The 21,042-nt window shown below is 71.7% G+C and carries 11 protein-coding genes, 3 pseudogenes and 1 CRISPR repeat array (1 of these 15 cut by a window edge); of the genes and pseudogenes, 8 read left to right on the forward strand and 6 right to left on the reverse strand.

The window, feature by feature from the left end:
- A CRISPR array of direct repeats spans positions 1-674; the repeat unit is 29 nt; unit sequence GGGACCATCCCCGCGTGCGCAGGGACCAC (it extends 1,082 nt beyond the left edge of the window).
- Positions 675-905: 231 nt separating this feature from the next.
- Positions 906-2,015 carry a MarR family transcriptional regulator gene (locus ACIRJT_RS13065; RefSeq protein ID WP_403908047.1) on the reverse strand — a complete coding sequence of 370 codons (1,110 nt, stop codon included), beginning with the start codon at positions 2,013-2,015 and terminating at the stop codon, positions 906-908.
- A 489-nt stretch (positions 2,016-2,504) separates the two neighbouring features.
- Here ACIRJT_RS13065 and ACIRJT_RS13070 point away from each other — a divergent pair.
- Positions 2,505-2,677, forward strand: a pseudogene (locus tag ACIRJT_RS13070) (haloacid dehalogenase); the annotation flags it as partial.
- Positions 2,678-3,035: 358 nt separating this feature from the next.
- Here ACIRJT_RS13070 and ACIRJT_RS13075 read toward each other — a convergent pair.
- Positions 3,036-4,499, reverse strand: coding sequence for a VCBS repeat-containing protein (locus tag ACIRJT_RS13075; RefSeq protein WP_403908049.1), 1,464 nt, complete (start codon positions 4,497-4,499; stop codon positions 3,036-3,038).
- 403 nt (positions 4,500-4,902) lie between these two features.
- Here ACIRJT_RS13075 and ACIRJT_RS13080 point away from each other — a divergent pair, with 403 nt between their 5' ends.
- Positions 4,903-6,477, forward strand: coding sequence for a carboxylesterase/lipase family protein (locus tag ACIRJT_RS13080; RefSeq protein WP_403908051.1), 1,575 nt, complete (start codon positions 4,903-4,905; stop codon positions 6,475-6,477).
- On the opposite strand, the gene ACIRJT_RS13085 is transcribed toward ACIRJT_RS13080, so the two are convergent.
- Complete coding sequence (locus tag ACIRJT_RS13085; RefSeq protein ID WP_403908251.1) at positions 6,474-8,030, reverse strand: MFS transporter; 1,557 nt, start codon at positions 8,028-8,030, stop codon at positions 6,474-6,476. The two genes, ACIRJT_RS13080 and ACIRJT_RS13085, sit on opposite strands and share 4 nt — an antisense overlap.
- A gap of 691 nt (positions 8,031-8,721) precedes the next feature.
- Between ACIRJT_RS13085 and ACIRJT_RS13090 the strand changes: the two genes are divergently transcribed.
- Positions 8,722-9,510, forward strand: coding sequence for an ABC transporter ATP-binding protein (locus tag ACIRJT_RS13090; protein WP_371623881.1), 789 nt, complete (start codon positions 8,722-8,724; stop codon positions 9,508-9,510).
- Positions 9,507-12,092, forward strand: coding sequence for an ABC transporter permease (locus tag ACIRJT_RS13095; RefSeq protein ID WP_403908053.1), 2,586 nt, complete (start codon positions 9,507-9,509; stop codon positions 12,090-12,092). Before ACIRJT_RS13090 ends, ACIRJT_RS13095 begins: the two co-directional genes overlap by 4 nt.
- A 162-nt stretch (positions 12,093-12,254) precedes the next feature.
- Here the strand turns inward: ACIRJT_RS13095 and ACIRJT_RS13100 are convergent, their stop codons facing one another.
- Positions 12,255-12,929 carry a DNA-binding response regulator gene (locus ACIRJT_RS13100; RefSeq protein ID WP_403908055.1) on the reverse strand — a complete coding sequence of 225 codons (675 nt, stop codon included), beginning with the start codon at positions 12,927-12,929 and terminating at the stop codon, positions 12,255-12,257.
- Between the two features lie 680 nt (positions 12,930-13,609).
- Here ACIRJT_RS13100 and mfd point away from each other — a divergent pair.
- The 3 genes and pseudogenes from mfd to ACIRJT_RS13115 all read left to right on the forward strand — a co-directional run bounded on the left by mfd (position 13,610) and on the right by ACIRJT_RS13115 (position 18,438).
- A complete protein-coding gene (mfd, locus tag ACIRJT_RS13105) occupies positions 13,610-17,143 on the forward strand; it encodes a transcription-repair coupling factor (protein ID WP_403908057.1) in 3,534 nt (1,177 codons plus the stop codon).
- A gap of 202 nt (positions 17,144-17,345) precedes the next feature.
- Positions 17,346-17,885, forward strand: coding sequence for a GntR family transcriptional regulator (locus ACIRJT_RS13110; RefSeq protein ID WP_403908059.1), 540 nt, complete (start codon positions 17,346-17,348; stop codon positions 17,883-17,885).
- Positions 17,882-18,438 (forward strand): annotated as a pseudogene (locus tag ACIRJT_RS13115) (GntR family transcriptional regulator). The gene ACIRJT_RS13110 and the pseudogene ACIRJT_RS13115 overlap by 4 nt, the downstream one beginning before the upstream one ends.
- 2 nt (positions 18,439-18,440) lie before the next feature.
- Here the strand turns inward: ACIRJT_RS13115 and ACIRJT_RS13120 are convergent.
- Both ACIRJT_RS13120 and ACIRJT_RS13125 read right to left on the reverse strand, forming a co-directional pair.
- On the reverse strand, positions 18,441-19,295 hold the full coding sequence (locus ACIRJT_RS13120) for a nucleotidyltransferase domain-containing protein (RefSeq protein ID WP_403908061.1): 855 nt from the start codon (positions 19,293-19,295) through the stop codon (positions 18,441-18,443).
- Between the two features lie 135 nt (positions 19,296-19,430).
- A complete protein-coding gene (locus ACIRJT_RS13125) occupies positions 19,431-20,018 on the reverse strand; it encodes a TetR/AcrR family transcriptional regulator (protein WP_403908063.1) in 588 nt (195 codons plus the stop codon).
- 114 nt (positions 20,019-20,132) lie between these two features.
- On the opposite strand from ACIRJT_RS13125, the pseudogene ACIRJT_RS13130 reads away from it, so the two are divergent.
- Positions 20,133-21,016: pseudogene (locus ACIRJT_RS13130) on the forward strand (hypothetical protein).
- Positions 21,017-21,042: the final 26 nt, after the last annotated feature.

Raw genomic sequence — 21,042 nt, forward strand, 5'->3', positions numbered from 1 at the left:
CCCACTTGGGATCGCCCATGTTGCGCCCGAACCACTTGGGACCATCCCCGCGTGCGCAGGGACCACGCCTGGAACGTGGAGTACGCGAGCCGTATGAAGGGACCATCCCCGCGTGCGCAGGGACCACCTGTAGAAGCCCTTGGGCGCGTCCGGGTCGGCGGGACCATCCCCGCGTGCGCAGGGACCACCTGCGGTACGCCCCGAACGTTAGCGCACTAAAGGGACCATCCCCGCGTGCGCAGGGACCACGCCACGGTCGACGGCAACGCGCGCTTCTACGGGACCATCCCCGCGTGCGCAGGGACCACGTCACCGCCGCCACCTTGAACGTGTACGCGGTGGGACCATCCCCGCGTGCGCAGGGACCACTCAAGGCGGTAAAGGTCTCGGCATCGCAAGCCGGGACCATCCCCGCGTGCGCAGGGACCACCACGTCCAGGGCAACGGGACGGCGGTCGGTCCGGGACCATCCCCGCGTGCGCAGGGACCACCTGTCAGGTACTACCGGCGCGGGATCACCCGGGGGACCATCCCCGCGTGCGCAGGGACCACCGCTCCAGCACTGGCGTGAGCTGTGTGCCGATGGGACCATCCCCGCGTGCGCAGGGACCACCCAGATGACGGAAGTCCTGATCAAGGCGTCCGGGGACCATCCCCGCGTGCGCAGGGACCACAGTTCGTGACCTGCGGGTTTATGTGGAGACGGGGCTGAATTTACCCACTTGTTGAGAATTGGACATATTGCCCTCTGTGTTGCAAATGGCTTTGCTTGAAGCTCTGCAGGCTTGGGAGTGATTCTGCCCTTTCCGGGGCGGCAGGGGGCGATGTCTTGAAGAGGAAGGTGGAGTGCACCTTGCTGATGGCTTCGGTATGCCAGGACCGTGAGACCAGCCGGACTGTGGAGGTCAGACGGGTTTGAGCAGGTCGCGAAGGTTGCTCATGTGTGCTTTGACGTCGGCGATCTCGATCGGGCGGGTCGTGTTCTCTCCGCCCCCGGAGCCGGTGTGGGTTGTGCGGCAGGGGCGGCAGAGGCCGTCGGGGAGGGCTTCTGGCTGGCCGGGGCGTCCGCAGTCGGTGCATTCCATGAGGAGGCGGCGAGCCGGGGCGGGGGCGGCGGGCCGGGTGTTCTCGGTGGTCAGGCGGGGTGGGATCTTGTCGGTGAGGCGGCGGCGGAGGAATCCGAGGGGGCTGTCGACCTGGGCGGGGAGTCCCGCGGTGAGGGCGCTGGTCAGGTAGTCGACGCTGACGCCCCGGGCGAGCCACTGTGCTGCCTGTGCTTCCAGGGCGGCGCAGTCGTCGGCGGAGAGGGCCAAGCGGTGATCGTCGCGGCCGAGGCGGGCCAGGGCGAGGTAGGCGGGGGATGGGTCGCCCTCGGAGGTGCGGGGCGATGCCGGGGCAGCGCCCGAAGCGGGCGGTGGGGGCGCAGTCGGCTCTGCGTCCGGTGCCTGCGGCGGGGTGCGCTGGTGCGGCACGGCAGTGGGTTCGGGAGCCTGGTCCGTGTCGGACGCCTCCGGTGCAGGTGGCGGCGGTTCCTCGGGCGGGGCCCACGGTGGCGGCGGTGCCGTGTCGGGGACGGACGTCTCCGGCGCGGGGGCTGCGGCCAGGGTGGCCTTCTCGGTGGCGAGGTAGGTGTTCCACCACTCGTTGTCCCGGGCCGTGCGCGACCAGAACGTGCGGAAGACCCAGCGCGTCTCCTCGCCCGCACCGCCGACCGCGCACCGCACGCGCCGCAGATGCCCGGCGACGGACAAGGCCGTGAGAGCGGTGGAGATGGCCTGCTGGCCGTAGAGCGGAAGCTGCTTCGCGAGCGTCTTCACGCTCATCGCGGCACCATCGGGGAGGTGGTCGACGAACCCGGCGACGTACCGCTCACGGGTCGGCAGGAGAGCGAAGTCATCTCGCGTACGGGCCTGTTGGTCCGGTGCGGAGCGTTTGCCGTAGCCGGGCTTGGCCATCGGGTACGCGGCGGAGGCCACTGGTGCAGGCAGGGCAGAGCTAAAGTGCTTGGTAGCCATGGGATCGGCTTTCTGGGTTATCGATCTTGTGGTGAGACCCCGGCCTGGTGCTCTAACACCGGTCGGGGTCGTTTGGTTCTCGCACCGTAAGCAGTCGTGACGCTGTGCCGCAAGCTGTCACCATTAGTCATACTTGCTGCCCGTTACGGGGCAGGGAGGTAGGGGAGGTTTTCCCCAACCCCCTATTTCTCCCTGCCGGTTAAAGAAGGCGCTCGAACCCCGGGTCCCGCATCCCGACGCCCGAGTCCCGGCACCCGAGCTTCGGGCCGGGGACCCGCTCACGTACCCCGGAAGAGTGACCCGACCGTCCCGGAGCCCGAACCCCGAACCCCGAACCCCGAAGCCCGGGACTCGGGGCCCGAGCTTCGGGGAATGCCTACGTACCGCGGGGACGCGTCGCCGCCCGTCGTGGGGCGGAGCTGTCCACCGGACCGGGCGGAAGCCTGCCCCCCTGCCGGAAGGGCGGGCCTTCCACCGCACGATCACTCGGCCGTCGCAGCGCGGCCTGAGCACTTCGACCCGCGCACGGACACGGATCTGTACCCCTGAACGTACGAGAGTCCCTGGCGGCCTTGCGTGCGGACGGCCCGTGGCTCGGTATCGCCGGTAACCGGACGGTCCCGGCGGGCGGCATTCTGCGGCGAGGTCTGTTCGCCCAGGAAGGCCTGCCCGTAAGAGAAGGCCCCGCCCGTATAGAAGGCCTGCCCGTAGTAGCGGAACGACATCCGGTGGTCGGGCCGGACACGCACGCGTTCTCGCCGTTGCAGGAGGCCGCGGCGTTGTGCAGCGGCTGCCGGCGCTCGTCGCCCTTGTACGTCGACGGGGTGCTTGCGTCCGCAGAGCTCGCGGCCGACGGCACGGTCACCCCGACGCGCAGGCCGGTGACGGTACTCCCCGCAGGCAGCGGTAGCGCTCACGTCGTGGCCGCTACGACGGGCAGGTCCACGTTCGTTCGCGTACTGGGTCCGGTCATCGGCGGGCGCCGCCCGCGGCAGGAGGCCGGGGGCGGCGTCGCACTACTCAGCGGCTGAAGGACGACCCCAGGGCCGCCTTGACCGCCACCGTGCCCAGCGTGCCGTGGCCGAACGTGAAGGAGCCGGTTCCGGTCTTCATCGACGGAACGACCCAGAGGGAACCCTCACCGGCGTTCTCGCCGGGTGCGCCCACGGCCAGTTCGGCGCGGCCGTCCTTGTTGCCGTCCACGAACGCGGCCGCACCGCCGAAGAGGTCGCCCGCTTCCGCCGTCCCCGTGATGCCCTCGGTGGTCTGGTTGAAGCCCGTCGAACCCGTGCCCGTCGGGCCGGCCGCCGTGCCCGGCAGGATCACGATCCCGCCCGCCCGTGCGACCGTGCCGAGCGCCTCGCCCGGCACCCCGACCGCGACCTCCCCGTAGCCGTCCCCGTTGGTGTCGGCGATGGCGAGGGACTGGCCGAACAGGTCGCCGCGCTCGGCGACGCCGAGCACGCCCGCGGAGTCCTGGTTGAAGACCTTCGCCTTGGCGCCCTGGGCGCCCGCGGCGCTGCCCGGCACATAGGTGACCAGGCCGCCGAGCGAGAGGGGGTGGTCGACGTCGCTGTCGTAGCCTTCGAGGCGGCCCACGACGATGTCGGCGTACGCGTCGCCGTTCACGTTGCCGACGGCGAGCTTCTCCCCGGCCTCCAGCCGGTGCCCGTCGGCTCCGGTCGTTGCGCTGAAGCGACCTGGACCGGTGGGGCTGCCCGCGGCGACGGATACCATCCGCAGGTCGTCCTCGCTGTCGTGGTGGGAGACACCCACGACATCGTCTCGCCCGTCGCCGTTGACATCGCCCGCCCTGAGCTCGAACCACCGGTGCGTGGCATACGGCGTCAGGGTGGCGGAGGCCGCGGCTCCGGTGCGGGTGAACGGCCCCGCCAGGACCTGGAGGTCGTCGTGCACGAACGTGGCGAGGTCCTTGAGCCCGTCCCCGTCGAAGTCGCCCGCGGTCAGTTCGCTGCCGACCTCGCTGTACGGGGTGCCCACCAGGAGTGTGGCCCCACCCGACAGCCCGGCCGCACCACCCCATACGACGGTCAGCGTCCCGGCGTCCACGCCGGCACCGTCCTCACCCGCCGAGCCGACCACCAGGTCGGTGTATCCGTCCTTGTCGAGGTCGGCGGAGACGAGCGTGCTGCTGAAGCGGTCCCCGGTCTCCGCGACATCGGGGATGCCGGCCGAGTTCTGGGTGAGGACCTGCTTGGTGGCAGGTTTCAGGCCACTGCTCGACCCGTAGACCACTCCGGCGAATCCGGCACCGGCGAAACCGTTGACCGTCGCCCCGGGCGCCGAGAACGCCAGATCGCCGTACCCGTCACCGTTGAAGTCGTCCTGCGGCCCGGCGGGGGCGGTCGTCGCCTGTACGGGGCCGGTCGGCGCGGCCGCATGGGCGACGTGCGGCAGGCTGGCGACGGCGGATGCCACGGTGATGGCGAGGACCAGGCGTGTACCGAGGGTGCGGGCAGTCACGCGGACTCCTAAGGGAGAGTGCGCGGGAACGTCCCGGGTGCGTTCACCCGATGGTCACTGCGCGTTCGAATGCAGTTGATCTGCATGCGTACAGACGGCTGGATCCGGCCAAGGGTTGTACCCACCGGACCCACGTGATCAAGAAGCGCGGCTCACCCTCGTCGTACGCGCCCCGAGATCCGCCGGCCGATTCTTCCGGGTGTGCTCGGCCAGGGCCTTGAGGGCATCGTCCGGCGCGCCCCCCACGATAGGCAAGTATCGAATTGCCTATCAAGATAGTGGTGCCTCGTATCCACGCGGATGGCATCGCGTCGGCCGCCGGAGCCCGAGGCTGTCGGTGCCGCTCCGCACGCCCATGGCGCCCGGCCGGGAAGCCGGTCCGGACGGAACGAATGGAGTCCTCATGACGACAGGCAAGCCTTCGACAGCCGAAGCCGGGAGTGCGGGCCCGGTGGTTCGCACCGCGTCCGGTGCGGTCCGCGGACGAGCGGAGGGCGGCCTGGCCGTCTTCCGCGGTATTCCCTACGCGCGACCGCCGGTCGGCGAGGCGCGGTTGGCCTCCCCCCGCCCCCCGGAGCCGTGGGACGGCGTGCGCGACGCGTTCTCCTTCGGTCCGCCGCCGGTGCAGACCCCGATGCCGATGGTCCCGTCGGCCACGGCGGAGACGGACGTACCGGGCGGCGACGACTGGCTCACGGTGAACGTCTGGACCCCCGAGCCGTCTGCGGGGGCGCGGCTGCCGGTCATGGTGTGGATCTACGGCGGCGGCTACACCATGGGCATGTCCAGCGAGTACGACGGCGCCAGGCTCGCCCGGGAGGGCGAGGTCGTCCTCGTCACCCTCAACTACCGGGTCGGCTTCGAGGGGTTCGGCCACATCGAGGGCGCCCCCGCCAACCGCGGCCTGCTCGATCAGATATCCGCACTGGAATGGGTGCGGGAGAACATCGCCGCCTTCGGTGGTGACCCCGGCCGGGTCACGGTCTTCGGCGAGTCCGCGGGAGCGGGTTCCATCGCCGCCCTCCTGGCCGTTCCGCGCGCTCGGGGTCTGTTCGGCCGGGCCATCGCGCAGAGCGTGCCGGGAACCTTCCTCTCACCGGACCTCGCAGCGGACATCGCCTCCACCATCACCTCCTCCCTGGGGGTGGAAGCGACCATGACGGACCTCGCCGCCCTGTCGCCGGCGGCCCTCGCACAGGCCACCGGCGCGCACATCGCCGTATCCCGGCAGTACACCCGGCGCTGGGGCGCCATCGCCGACACCTCCATGCTCATCTGCCCCGTCGTCGACGGCGACGTCCTGCCGGCGGCGCCCTGGCGGTCCGTGGCCGCGGGCTCGGCCCGCCAGGTGGACCTGCTCACCGGGCACACCCGCGACGAATTCCGCTTCGCGCTCTTCCTCGGTGGACTCATCGGCAAGGTGACCGAGGACCAGGCACGTGCCGCGCTCGGCACCCTGGCCCCCGCCCCGGACGGCGAGCGGGCCTATCGCGAAGCCTTCCCGGGCGCCTCGGCCGAGCGCCTGTACGAACTGGTGCACTCCGACTGGCTGTTCCGCATGCCCACGGTCCACCTCGCCGAGGCGCAGGCCGAAGCCGGCGGCCAGGCGCACGTCTACGAACTCACCTGGCCCGCACCCGCCTTCGGCGGCGTCGCCGGGGCCTGCCACGGCCTGGATGTCCCGCTCACCTTCGGCGACTTCACCACGGAGTTCAGCGCCACGTTCATCGGCGAAGCCCGCGACGAGGCCGAGGCCGTGTCCGCCCACTTCCGCCGGGCATGGACCTCCTTCGCCAAGGACGGACACCCGGGCTGGTCCCCGTACCGCGCCCCGGGCCGTCTCACCCGGCTCATGGACACCGCCACGGGGATCGCCCCGTACGCCAACGATGAATCCCGCCGGATCTGGGCGGACCACGCCTTCGCGGCCATGCCCCTGCTCGACCCGGAGAACGGTTCGAAGGGCGCCGGGTTCTAGGAAGGGCTGTCCTGCCGGTCCGCCGCCCCGGTGGTCCTCGGGGCCTCGGCGGTCTCGGTGATGACCGGGAAGCGGCGCGGGGCCAGGGTGATCAGGGCGAGGAGGGCCAGGGCCGCGGCTCCGGCGGCCCCGATGTAGACGTGGTCCACCGCGGCGTCGACCGCCCGGCGCAGGTAGTCCGTCGCCGCCGCGGAGAGGGTGCCCGGGTCCTCCAGGGCGCGGGCGACCGCGTCCAGGTCGTCGGGGAGGCCGGCCACCGGGGCGTCGAGGAGGCGTGCGGCGAGGACGCCGTTGGCGACCGCCCCGAAGAGCGCAGCGCCGATGCTCTGGCCGAGCTGGCGGCAGAAGAGGACGGACGCCGTCGTCGTACCGCGCTCCGCCCAGCCGACCGTGGACTGGACGCCCACGATCAGGGGGAGTTGGAAGAGGCCGAGGGCCGCGCCGAGCAGGAGCATGAGCAGGGCCGGGTGCCAGGGCTCGCCGGGGTAGGGGAGCAGGGGGAAGGCCAGCAGGATCAGCAGGGCGGCGCCGATGCCGATGATCGCGGTGAGCCGGAAGCCGATGCGGTTGTAGACCCGGTCGGACAGGGCCGCGGTGACGGGCCAGCTCAGCGTCATCACCGAGAGCACGAACCCGGCCGCTATCGGCCCGAGGCCCAGCACCGACTGGGCGTACGTGGGGAGGAAGACGGTCGGCGCGACCATCAGCAGGCCCAACGCGCCGAGCGCCAGGTTGACCGAGGCGATGGTGCGCCGACGCCACACCCAGCCCGGGATGATCGGCTCCGCCGCCCGCCGCTCGATCACGACGGTGAGCGCGGCCAGCACCGCGCTCGCCCCGAACAGGCCGAGCGAGGGCGCCGAGAGCCAGGGCCACGCGACGCCGCCCTGTACGAGTGCGGTGAGCAGCAGGGCGCCGGTCGCGAAGACGGCGAGCGCTCCCGCCCAGTCGACGCGGGGCCGGGCGGCCGGGCGGGGGCGGGCGGGTTCGTGGAGGTGGCGGACGATCAGCCAGAGCGCGACCGCGCCGACCGGGAGGTTGATCAGGAAGATCCACCGCCAGTCGGCGTACCCGGCGAGCAGCCCGCCGACCACCGGCCCGGCGACCGCGGAGGTGGCCCACACCGTCGACAGCTTCGCCTGGATGCGCGGGCGTTCCTTGAGGGGGTAGAGGTCGGCCGCGATGGTCTGGACCGTGCCCTGGAGCGCGCCGCCGCCCAGGCCCTGGACGATGCGGAACGCGATGAGCGCGCCCATGTTCCAGGCGGCCGCGCAGAGGATCGAGCCGATCAGGAACAGGATGATTCCGGCTATCAGTACCGGCTTGCGTCCGAAGGTGTCGGAGAGCTTTCCGTACAGGGGGAGCGTGACGGTGACGGCCAGCAGATAGCCGGAGAAGAGCCAGGAGAAGACGGCGAGCCCGCCCAGGTCGCCGACGATCTGGGGGACTGCGGTGGACACGATGGTGCCGTCGATGGCCGCCAGCGCCATGCCGAGCATGAGCGCCGCCACGACGGGGCGGCGACCGCGGGGGGTGGTGAGGGCGGGCGACATCTTCGTGCCGTCCGCGTTCCCGTCCGCGTTACCGTCCGCGTTCCCGTCCGCGCCCGCGCCCGCGCCCGCGCCGGAGCTCGTACCCGTATCCGTACTCGCGCCGGAGCCGGAGCCGGAGCCGGAGCCCGTATCCGTACTCGCGCCCGCGCCGGGGTCGGCTGTGCCGCCCGCGCTCACGTCGCTCTTGTCGTCCGTGCCGCTCACCGGGTTTCCTTCCCTATGCACGTATCTCCCGGGGCACTGTCTCATCCGGGAGCGCCGTACGGGGCGGGGCGGGACGAGGAGAACGATCGCGGGATCGGCGAGGGGAAGCGAGGGGAAGCGAGGGGAAGCGGCAGGGCGGCTCATGGGGCACCGGCGGACCCCTCCGCTCCGGTTGGTCGGCCGCCCCGCCCGCGGTCCCGCCCCGGCGAACGGTGCCCCTGACCTCGCCTCCCTCTGGGGGACGAGTCCCCTAGGGGGCGCCCCCTCATAGTGGCCAGGGCCCGTTCCTCCCGGCGGAGGACGTGGCGGCGGGGGGCGTTTCCTTAACCTGTTCTTACGTCGCCGCTACGGGCCGCCGCAGGGGGGCAGGTAGGGAAAACCCCACCTGAAGACTGCGCTGGGCACCATCGCGCCGGACACCGTTCAGAAACCAGACTCGGACCGTACCCAATGACGTCCAGTCATCGACCGACATAGGAGAAATACCGTGACAACGGCTGTGACCATTCCCAGGCACGGGGGCACTGGAGGGCGTACGGCCGTCGCGGCGCGAGCGCGGCAGGTCGTGAAGGCATACGGCACCGGGGAGACCCGGGTCGTCGCGCTCGACCACGTCGATGTGGACATCGCCCGCGGGCAGTTCACGGCGATCATGGGCCCGTCCGGCTCCGGCAAGTCGACCCTGATGCACTGCCTGGCCGGGCTCGACACGGTGACGTCGGGCGAGATCTATCTCGACGAGACCGAGATCACCAAGCTCAAGGACAAGAAGCTCACCCAGCTCCGGCGCGACCGGATCGGGTTCATCTTCCAGGCGTTCAACCTGCTCCCGACGCTCAACGCACTGGAGAACATCACGCTGCCGATGGACATCGCGGGCCGCAAGCCCGACGCCGCATGGCTCCAGCAGGTCGTGGAGACCGTCGGGCTCGCCGAGCGCCTCAAGCACCGCCCCACCGAGCTCTCGGGCGGTCAGCAGCAGCGCGTCGCCGTCGCCAGGGCGCTCGCCGCCCGGCCGGAGATCATCTTCGGTGACGAGCCCACCGGGAACCTGGACTCCCGCGCCGGGGCCGAAGTCCTGTCCTTCCTCCGCAAGTCGGTCGACGAGCTGGGCCAGACCATCGTCATGGTCACCCACGACCCCGTCGCCGCCTCCTACGCGGACCGGGTGCTGTATCTCGCCGACGGATCCATCGTCGACGAGATGTACGACCCGACCGCGGACCAGGTCCTCGACCGCATGAAGCACTTCGACGCACGTGGGCGGACGTCATGACTGTCTGGAAGACCTCGGTGCGCAACTTCCTCGCGCACAAGGGCCGGATGGCCCTCTCCGCCGTGGCGGTGCTGCTGTCCGTGGCGTTCGTCTGCGGCACGCTCGTCTTCACCGACACGATGAACACCACCTTCGACAAGCTCTTCGCGGTGACCTCGCCCGACGTCACCGTCAGCCCGAAGACGGCCGGCGGGAACGACGAGCAGCCCGACAACGGCAAGCCCGCCTCGCTGCCCGCCTCCGCCGTCCAGGAGGTCGCGAAGGCCGACGGGGTGAAGAAGGCGGAGGGCTCCGTCTTCTCCATGGCGGTCACCGTCGTCGACAGCGAGAACAAGAACGTGGGCTCCGAGACCGGAGCCCCGACCATCGCGAGCAACTGGACCGGGAACGACCTGCGTTCGATGGAGATCACCTCCGGACACGCACCCCGCGGCCCCACCGAGGCGATGGTCGACGCCGACACCGCGGACAAGCACGGGTTGAAGATCGGTGACGAGCTGCGCATCATCGCCGCCACCGGCGACATGAAGGCGAAGATCAGCGGCATCGCGTCCTTCACCGTCACCAACCCGGGCGCGGCCGTCGTCTACCTCGAAACCGCAACCGCACAGAAGCAGTTGCTCGGCGCTCCCGACGTCTTCACCCAGATCCTGGTGAGCGCGGAGAGCGGCGTCAGCGACACCCGGCTGAAGCAGAACGTCGCCACCGCCCTCGACGGCTCGGCCGCGTACAAGCTCCAGACCCAGCAGGAGGCCACGGACGCCAACAAGGACTCCATGGGGTCCTTCCTGGACGTCATGAAGTACGCGATGCTCGGTTTCGCCGGGATCGCCTTCCTCGTCGGCATCTTCCTCATCGTCAACACCTTCTCGATGCTGGTCGCCCAGCGGACCCGCGAGATCGGTCTGATGCGGGCCATCGGATCCAGCCGCAAGCAGGTCAACCGGTCCGTGCTGGTGGAGGCGGTCCTCCTCGGCATCGTCGGCTCCCTGCTCGGCGTCGCGGCCGGCGTCGGACTGGCCGTCGGCCTGATGAAGGCGATGGGCGCGGTGGGCATGGAGCTGTCCACCGGCGACCTCACCGTCGCCTGGACGACCCCGGTGATCGGCCTCGTGCTCGGCGTCGTCGTCACCGTCCTCGCCGCGTACATCCCGGCCCGCCGGGCCGGCATGGTCTCGCCGATGGCCGCGCTGCGCGACGCCGGGACCCCCGCAGACGGCAAGTCCGGCTGGATCAGGGCCGGTATCGGTCTGTTCCTGACGGCGGCGGGCGGCGCGTCCCTGTGGGCGACGACCCAGGCGGACAAGGCCACCGAAGGCTCGATGTTCCTCGCCCTCGGCGTACTGCTGACCTTGATCGGCTTCATCGTGATCGGCCCACTCCTGGCCGGTGTGGTGGTGCGGGCCCTGAGCGTCGTCGTCCTGCGGCTCTTCGGCCCGGTCGGCCGGCTGGCCGAGCGCAACGCCCTGCGCAACCCCCGGCGTACGGGAGCGACCGGAGCCGCCCTGATGATCGGGCTCGCCCTGGTGGCCTGCCTGTCCGTCGTCGGGTCCTCCATGGTGGCCTCGGCCACCGAGGAGCTCGACAAGTCGGTCGGCGCGGACTTCATCGTCCAGGACAGCAGCACCGGCCGCCCGATCGTGCCCCAGGCCGCCGACGCCGTGCGCGCCGTCCCCGGCCTGGAGCACATGACCGACTACACCTTCGTCAAGGCGAAGATCACCGCCCCGAACGGAAAGACCGAGGACGAGGGGATCACCGCCGCCGACCCCACGTACCAGCAGGACGTCCGGCGCACCGCGCTCTCCGGCGACCTCTCGAAGGCCTACGGCAAGAACGCCATGTCCGTCGGCGAGGACTACGCCGAGAAGCACGGGGTCAAGGTCGGCGACACTCTCACCGTCGCCTTCAGGGCGGGGGAGACGGCGAAGCTGAAGGTCGCCGCCATCACCTCCGACGACACCAACATCGACCGCGGCGCGATGTACACCAACCTCACGACGGCGGCGTCCTACGTCCCGGCCGACCGGATGCCGCAGAACGTGGCCATGTTCGGCAAGGCGGAGGAGGGCAAGGAGAAGGAGGCGTACGCGGCCCTGAAGAGCGCGATGGCCGAGTACCCGGTCTACAAGGTGCAGAATCAGGCCGACTTCAAGGAGCAGCTGAAGGACCAGATCGGCCAGTTGCTGAACATCGTGTACGGCCTGCTCGCCCTGGCGATCATCGTCGCGGTGCTCGGTGTGGTGAACACCCTCGCCCTGTCCGTGGTCGAACGGACCCGCGAGATCGGCCTGATGCGCGCCATCGGGCTCTCCCGCCGCCAGCTGCGCCGCATGATCCGGCTGGAGTCCGTGGTCATCGCCCTCTTCGGAGCGCTGCTCGGACTCGGACTCGGGATGGGCTGGGGCACCGCGGCCCAGAAGCTGCTGGCGCTGGAGGGGCTGGAGGTCCTGGAGATCCCGTGGCCGACGATCCTCACGGTCTTCGCCTGCTCCGCCCTCGTCGGACTGTTCGCCGCTCTCGTCCCGGCCTTCCGGGCGGGCCGGATGAACGTCCTGAACGCCATCGCAGCGGACGGGTGAGCCGACGCCCTCCCGACAACGGTGACCCTCCGGGCGTCGCCGTAGGATGACCGGCAGGCCCCGGGACGTTCCTCCAAACGTCCCGGGGCCGACCGCGTTTCCCGCACCCGGGTTTCCTCTCGCCGAGGCCGCCGGGCCTTCGCGCGGCCGGGCCTTCGGTCCTCAGATCCAACCGCGTTCCCGGGCCAGCAGCGCGGCCTGCGCCCGGCTGGCCGCGCCGAGCGTCTGCATCAGATCGGCGACATGCCGCCGATAGGTCCGCACCGACACCCCCAGCTCCCGCGCGCCCGCCTCGTCCTTGCCCACCGTGCACATCGACACCAGCACCCGCCGCTCGATGCCGGAAGGGCGGGGAACGGCGGCGCCCTCGCCGCTCCCCGTGCCGTCGCCCGCCCGGGACAGCTCGTCGGCCTGGTCCCAGATCCGTTCGCACAGGGAGACGATGCTGGAGACCAGGCCGCTGCGGTGGGCCAGGAGTGCGCCCCGCGAGGTGTCGGGAGGGGGTGTACGGGCCCCCTGCTCCGCGCGTAGACCGTCAATGACGTGCCGCGACCGGGTGACGCGCTGCAACTCCTGATGCAGCGTGTGCAGCCGGACGTCCACCAGCCGGGTGAGGGCCACCTCGGGATCCGCCGGGAAGATCCGCCGCTCGGCGTCCTCGGTGCGCAGCAGCCCCAGCTCCTGGAGCCGCGCGATCAGGGCGCGCGCCTCCCGGGAGCGGGAGTGCGGCAGGAGACGGAGGCCGTCGGCGCGGGTGCCGGGGTTGCGCAGGAAGTGCCGGTAGACCTCTTCCTCGGCCTCCGGGAGCCCGAAGACGGACATCTCGTTCTCGCCCACGTACGCCCCCGATGCCTGGTGCCGTGGAGGCGTACGCCGAGGGGATCGCCCCGCGCCGCCCGCCCCGGCCGCTGCTCGCTCCGCCCGTGCCCCGTACTCCGTGCCCCGTGCTTCGTGCCGTTGACCCTGCCCCGTACCGCATGGATGGCGGGCCGGCCGCTGTGCCCGTCCGCGTGTCCGTGCAAGGGTCGGGCAAAGACTAGACGCTGGGAACACTCCTGTGAGGATCCCCGGCAGAACTGTGCGCGGGACGGAGATGAACGGCGCGCGACCGTCGACGAGCGGCGGTGACGGCGCGACGGGCGGCGGGCCGGGCGCGGACCGGACGGCCTGGATCGGGCATCAAGCGGCCGATCCGGATCAGGTGTGAACCGGGCGGCCAAGGTCAGGCCTGGAGCGGCGGCCGGGATCGGGCGTGAGGCAGGCGGCCCGGATCGTGCGTGGGGGCGGGCGGGCGGCCGGGCCGGGGACGCGGGCGACGGGGCGGCACGGACCGCAGGCTCACCGGTTGCGGGCGCGGCTGTCGTCCCCGGGTCGTACTCTGGAAGTCACCCCGGCCCCCGGGGGTGCCCGGCGGATCAGGCACCCCTGACGTGTCGGGCCCTTCGCGTTGCCCCGGTAGCAGCCGGCTGCCGGTGAACCCTGAGCCGCATCTGATCTGAACCCCGGACGGAAACTTCATGAGCCTGCACGGTCTGCTGGATGTCGTCGTTACGGACCCGGCGCTCGCCGAGGCGGTGAAGGCCGCCGGGGACGGGCACCGGGCACACGTCGACCTGGTGGGCCCGCCCGGCGCGCGGCCGTTCGCCGTGGCCGCGCTGGCCCGGCAGACCGGCCGGACCGTGCTGGCCGTCACCGCGACGGGCCGGGAGGCGGAGGACCTGGCCGCCGCCCTGCGCACGCTGCTGCCGCCGGACACCATCGCGGAGTACCCGTCCTGGGAGACGCTGCCGCACGAGCGGCTCTCGCCCCGCTCGGACACCGTGGGCCGGCGCCTCGCCGTGCTGCGACGCCTGGCGCATCCCCGCGAGGACGACCCGGAGACGGGGCCGGTCTCCGTCGTCGTCGCGCCGATCCGCTCCGTGCTCCAGCCGCAGGTCAAGGGGCTCGGCGAGCTGGAGCCCGTGGCGCTGAGCGGCGGGCAGAGCGCGGATCTGGGGGAGGTCGTGGACGCGCTGGCGGCCGCCGCGTACTCCCGGGTCGAACTGGTCGAGAAGCGCGGCGAGTTCGCCGTGCGCGGCGGGATCCTGGACGTCTTCCCGCCGACCGAGGAGCACCCCCTTCGGGTGGAGTTCTGGGGCGACGAGGTCGAGGAGATCCGCTACTTCAAGATCGCCGACCAGCGGTCCCTGGAGGTCGCGGCGCACGGGCTGTGGGCCCCGCCCTGCCGTGAGCTGCTGCTGACCGACGAGGTGCGGGAGCGGGCGGCGGCACTCGCCGAGGCCCACCCGGAGCTGGGCGAGCTGCTCGGCAAGATCGCGGAGGGCATCGCGGTCGAGGGCATGGAGTCCCTGGCCCCGGTCCTGGTCGACGACATGGAGCTGCTGCTCGACGTCCTGCCGAAGGACGCGATGGCGATCGTCTGCGACCCGGAGCGCGTCCGCACCCGGGCGGCCGACCTGGTCGCCACCAGCCAGGAGTTCCTCCAGGCGTCGTGGGCGGCGAGCGCGGGCGGCGGCGAGGCCCCCATCGACGTGGGCGCGGCCTCGCTGTGGGGCATCGCGGACGTCCGGGACCGGGCCCGTGAGCTGGACATGATGTGGTGGTCGATCTCGCCGTTCGCGGCCGACGCCGCCGACCACGACGACGACACCCTCCAGCTCTCCATGCACGCCCCCGAGGCGTACCGGGGCGACACCGCCCGCGCGCTCGCCGACACCAAGGGCTGGCTGGCCGACGGCTGGCGCACGGTGTACGTGACGGAGGGCCAGGGCCTCGCCACCCGTACGGTCGAGGTGCTGAGCGGCGAGGGCATCGCGGCCCGCCTCGACGCCGACCTGACCGAGCTGACCCCGTCCCTGGTGCACGTCTCCTGCGGGGCCATCGAGCAGGGGTTCGTCGACCCGGGGCTGAAGCTCGCCGTGCTCACCGAGACGGACCTGACCGGCCAGCGCACCGCCACCAAGGACCTGGGCCGGATGCCGGCCCGCCGCCGCAAGACGATCGACCCGCTGACGCTGGAGGTCGGCGACTACATCGTCCACGAGCAGCACGGTGTGGGCCGGTACGTGGAGATGGTGCAGCGTACGGTCCAGGGCGCGACCCGCGAGTATCTCCTCGTCGAGTACGCCCCCGCCAAGCGCGGCCAGCCGGGCGACCGCCTCTACATCCCGACCGACCAGCTGGAGCAGGTCACCAAGTACGTCGGCGGCGAGGCCCCGACACTGCACCGGCTCGGCGGCGCGGACTGGACGAAGACGAAGCAGCGGGCGAAGAAGGCGGTCAAGGAGATCGCCGCCGACCTGATCAAGCTCTACTCCGCCCGGATGGCCGCCCCCGGCCACGCCTTCGGCGCGGACACCCCCTGGCAGCGTGAGCTGGAGGACGCCTTCCCGTACGCGGAGACGCCCGACCAGCTGTCCACGATCGCCGAGGTCAAGGAGGACATGGAGAAGACGGTCCCGATGGACCGGCTGGTCTGCGGCGACGTCGGCTACGGCAAGACGGAGATCGCGGTCCGGGCGGCGTTCAAGGCGGTCCAGGACGGCAAGCAGGTGGCGGTGCTGGTCCCCACGACCCTCCTGGTCCAGCAGCACTTCGGTACGTTCACCGAGCGCTACTCCCAGTTCCCGGTCAACGTGAGGGCCCTGAGCCGCTTCCAGTCGGACACGGAGTCCAAGGCGACGCTCGAAGGCCTGAAGGACGGGGCCGTCGACCTGGTCATCGGCACCCACCGACTCTTCTCCTCCGAGACCAAGTTCAAGGACCTCGGCCTGGTCATCGTGGACGAGGAGCAGCGGTTCGGCGTCGAGCACAAGGAGCAGCTCAAGAAGCTCCGCGCCAACGTCGACGTGCTCACGATGTCCGCGACCCCCATCCCCCGTACGCTCGAAATGGCGGTCACCGGCATCCGCGAGATGTCCACGATCACCACCCCGCCGGAGGAGCGTCACCCGGTCCTCACCTTCGTCGGCCCGTACGAGGAGAAGCAGATCGGTGCGGCCGTGCGGCGTGAACTCCTGCGCGAGGGCCAGGTCTTCTACATCCACAACCGGGTCGAGTCCATCGACCGGGCCGCCGCCCGCCTCCGCGAGATCATCCCGGAGGCCAGGATCGCCACGGCCCACGGCCAGATGTCCGAGGCGGCCCTGGAACAGGTGGTGGTGGACTTCTGGGAGAAGAAGTTCGACGTCCTGGTCTCCACGACGATCGTCGAGTCCGGCATCGACATCTCCAACGCGAACACCCTGATCGTGGAGCGCGGCGACAACTTCGGCCTCTCCCAACTGCACCAGCTGCGCGGCCGGGTGGGCCGGGGCCGCGACCGCGGCTACGCCTACTTCCTCTACCCCCCGGAGAAGCCCCTCACCGAGACCGCCCACGAGCGCCTGGCCACGATCGCCCAGCACACCGAGATGGGCGCGGGCATGTACGTGGCCATGAAGGACCTGGAGATCCGCGGCGCGGGCAACCTCCTGGGCGGCGAGCAGTCCGGCCACATCGCGGGCGTCGGCTTCGACCTGTACGTCCGCATGGTCGGCGAGGCGGTCGCCGACTACCGGGCCCAGATGGAGGGCGGCGAGCAGGAGGAGCCCCCGCTGGAGGTCAAGATCGAGCTCCCGGTCGACGCACACGTCCCGCACGACTACGCCCCGGGCGAGCGGCTGCGCCTCCAGGCCTACCGCGCGATCGCCTCGGCCTCTTCGGAGGACGACATCCGCGCGGTCCGCGAGGAGCTGACCGACCGCTACGGCCCGCTGCCCGAACCGGTCGAGAACCTCCTCCTGGTCGCCGGCCTGCGCATGTTGGCCCGCGCCTGCGGCGTCGGCGAGATCGTCCTCCAGGGCTCCAACATCCGCTTCGCGCCGGTGGAGTTGCGCGAGTCCCAGGAGCTGCGCCTGAAGCGCCTGCACCCCAAGACGATCATCAAGCCGGCCGCGCACCAGATCCTGGTCCCGCGCCCGACGACCGGAAAGATCGGTGGCAAGCCGGTCATCGGCCGCGAACTGCTGGCGTGGACGGGGGAGTTCCTGACGACGATCCTGGGGTCGTAGCGCCTGGTGCCGCGTGAACGATCGGGCCCCGCCGGGCTGACCGGCGGGGCCCGATGCGTCTGGCCGGGGCCGCTACGGCGTCGCGGGCCGCTGGAACGCGGCCCACACCGTCTTGCCCACGACGCGGTGGTCGACGCCGAAGTCCGACGGAGTCACCTACCGTGTGCACCGGCGAGGTCCGTCGTCGGCGAGGAAGGAAGCCATGGGTGAGGGCGAATTGATCAGCGCGTCCGCTCACTACCTGACGACGGCGGAGGGCGGAGGCGACGTCTGGAGTGCCGAGGCGGCGTCGGCGGGGCGACGGGGCACGCAGAAGATCGTGAGTGCCGGCGAAGTCGCCGCCCCGGAGCGCGTGGCCGACCTGCTCGCGGTGGAACAGGGCGGACAGGTCGTCGGGCGGCGGCGGATCATGTATCTCGACGGCGAACCGTGCGAGTTGACCGACACCTACTACCCGCTGGAGATCGCGCGGGGCACAGGGCTGGCCGGCACGGCGAAGATCCGGGGAGGAGCCGTCCGGCTGCTCGCCGAACTCGGGCACGTGGGAGTCCGTGCCAGGGAAGACGTGGCCGCTCGCATGCCGTCCGAGAGTGAACGGGCTGAGCTGGCACTGAGGATTGGTGAGCCGGTCCTCGAACTGGCCCGGCTCACACTCGACGCGCACGACCGGCCGATCCAGGTCGATGTGATGGTCATGCCTCCCCGGGGCCAGAAGCTGCGGTACGAGATCAGGATCGGATGACGGTGCACGGACCGGAGACGGGCGAGACGGACAGCCGCTCCCTGCACGAGCGGATCGCCGCTGATCTGCGCGACGACATCATGTCCGGGAGCTTGGCTCCGGGCGACAGCTTGCCCTCCACCGCACAATTGAAGGAGCGGTTCGGCGCCGCCAACGCCACCGTTCGGAAGGCCCTGCAACTCCTCAAGGACGAGCATCTGGTGGTCGGCCGGGCAGGCGCGTCGGTGACCGTACGCGAACATCGGCAGCGCACGATACGGCCCGCCGCGTACATGGCGCCGTCCCTTCGGGAGAGCCCTGCCGCCGGCTGACCGAGACGGCGAACGGCGGCACGCGCGCCCGCAGCACCCTCCTGGACGTCACGGATGCCGAACCTCCGGCGGATGTCGCGGACGCGCCGGCGCTCCCACCGGGCGGCACGGCCATCACCGAGCGCCGCCGCATCCCGGGAGGCACGCCCAGCGACGACGACCGGCCCATCGAGGCAACGCCGATGGTCAAGGCGGGCCATCTGTACGAGGTGCAGTACGAGTTCGGGCCCGAGAACGGCTGAGGTCACTCAGCCGGAGACAGCGCCTCCGCGATCTCCTCGTGCAGCCCCAGCGGCGGATCGATGCCCCACCGGCCCGCCGCCTCGGCCGCCAGCTCCCGGCTCCACTGCCAGCTGTTCGCCGCCGCCGTGCGGAGGGCCTTTGAGGTCAAGGGCCCGGTCGTCGTGGCGTACCGCTCGACGTCCGTCCGCGGCAGGTCCGCCTCCAGGGCGCGGCTCGGGGTGAGCCAGTGAGTGGTCGAGCCCCGCAGCAGGCGGCAGAGCTTCAGCTGAAGCGGGGCGATCACCGCGTGCAGCAGGTTGTAGGCGCGGGCGTGCTCGCCCCGGGTCTGGATGTGGGCCGGCATCAAGGTCCAGTTGGCCAGTTCGTCCGTCAGCTGCTGGGCGGTGGACACCGGCTCCGGCGGGCGGAAGGCGGCCAGTTCGCGCGCGGCGGCGGTCAGTTCGCCGGTGCGGTCCAGGAGGACGGCGACTTCCGGGCGGGGCAGGTGGACCTGGCCGCGCCAGGTGCGGATCTCCGCGATGCCGGGGCCGGTGGGCTCGACGTGGAACTCACCGCGCATCAGGTCGTCGAAGACCACGGCGAGGATGCCGTACATGTTGGTGTACGCCAGCTTCAGCGGGGCCAGCCGTTCCACGAACTCCCGCCCGTCGAAGGCGTCGACGTCCTCCTCCCGTACGCAGAGGCAGGTGTCCAGGTCCGAGTGGGCGTCGGCCTCGCCGAGCGTCCACGAGCCGTACAACAGGACGCCCTCCACACGGGAATCGGCCTCGGCCGTCGCGCGCAGCAGCTCGATGCGGCGGTCCAGGCCGTCGGAGGGCCGGTGAGCGCGGGCGTGGGTGGGTCGGGCGTGCGGCATGGGCGGGCCTCCTGGGTGGGTGCGTAGGAATACGAACGGGCCCGGCGGTGGACGCCGGGCGGCTTCCGGTCCCGCCGCGGGACCTCGTTCGTCACTCAGGAAACGCCCATGAGTGGCAGCCTGGAGGACGCCCCGTCAGCTGGCGCGGCCGTTTTCCGACGTGAAGATCAGGCCGGTGAGGGACCGGAAGACGGCCTCCGGGGCCCGGCCCTCCACCGCGTCGGCCAGATTGCCGCTCAGCAGCAGTGTCGCGAAGCCGTGGGCCAGTGACCACGCGGCCAGGCCCGCGAGCCGCTCGTCCTCGCCCCGGCCGGCCGGCGGGAGGTCCGCCACGCCCGCGCGCACGGCCTCGGTCGCCCGGGCGCGGGCGGCCAGGAGGTCCGGGTCGTCGGTGCGGTGCAGGTCGGGCTGGAACATCACCTGGAAGTGCGCGGGGTGCGTCGCCGCGAACCGTACGTACGCGACGCCCCGCTCCCGGAGGTCCGGCGCCCCGGCCAGCGCGTCGGCGAACAGGGCGTATCCCTCGGCGGCCACGGCGGTCAGCAGGCCCGTGCGGTCCTTGAAGTGGTGCGCCGGCGCGGCGTGCGAGACGCCGGCCCGCCGGGCCAGGTCGCGCAGGCTCAGGGCCCCGGGGCCGTTCGTCGCGATGACGTCGAGGGCCGCGTCCAGGATCACGCGCCGCAGGTCGCCGTGGTGGTAGGTGCGCTCGCGCTCACTGGTCATGGCAGCACCCTACCCGGCATCTAGTCATTGACAAGTTTCGAAGGGGCGCGCATGCTGGAGGTCTGATCTAGTCACTGGCAAGATGTGCGACTCCCTTCCGGGAAGGTGGAGATCATGACCGGAGAACCGACCCGCGTGCGGCAGATGTGGCACCTCCTGGAGCCCCTGCACGCCGTTCTGTACACGCACCCGAAGCCTTCGAGGAGGCCGCCGCGCTCGGGTATGACACCGAGGAGCGCTGGTCCAGCTACTTCGCCTGGCGGGCGGCCCCGCTGGGAGCGGTGGGGGCCGAGGAGGTGGTGCGGACGTTCCACAGCTTCGCTCCGGCGATGGTGGGGCGTTGTGTTCCGGCCGTCTGGGCGACCGCCGCCCCCGAGGACGTTCTCGCCGCCCGGCTGCGGGCGGTCGACCGGTCCTACCGGGCCCTGTTCGGGGACCGTGTGGAGGGGGCGGAGTTCACGGAGGCCGCCGCACTGGCCCGCCGCGCGGCCGAGGCCGCCAGGACCTCTCGGGCGGCGCAGCCGGTCCCGGGCGGCCTCGGGCCCGCCAACTCCGGCCTTCCCTGGCCGGACGCCCCGCACCTGGTGCTCTGGCAGGCGGCGACCGTTCTGCGTGAACACCGGGGCGACGGGCACATCGCCGCCCTGACCGGGGCAGGCCTCGACCCGGTCGAGTCGCTGGTCTCCTTCTCGGCGGTCGGCGCGGCGTCCACCGAGGTGTTCGCGAGCCGGGGATGGGGCGCGGAGGTGTGGGACGCGGCCCAGCGGCGGCTCCGGGAGCGCGGGTTGCTCGCGGCGGACGGCACGGCCTCGGCCGCCGGGCGCGAGCTGCGCGCGAAGGTGGAGCTGCGCACCGACGAGGAGGCCGCCGCGCCGTGGCGGGCGCTGGGGGAGCCGGGGCGCGAGCGGCTGGTGAAGCTGCTGGAGAAGCCCTGGCTGGAGGCCATCGGCTCGGGGATGCTGCCTGCCGAGAACACCCTCGGCATCGGGAAGGTGTGACCGGGCCGGGACCCATCGTGTGCTGA

Origin of the sequence: Streptomyces sp. NPDC102283 (assembly GCF_044766265.1) — a bacterium.
Classification (GTDB): Bacteria; Actinomycetota; Actinomycetes; order Streptomycetales; family Streptomycetaceae; genus Streptomyces.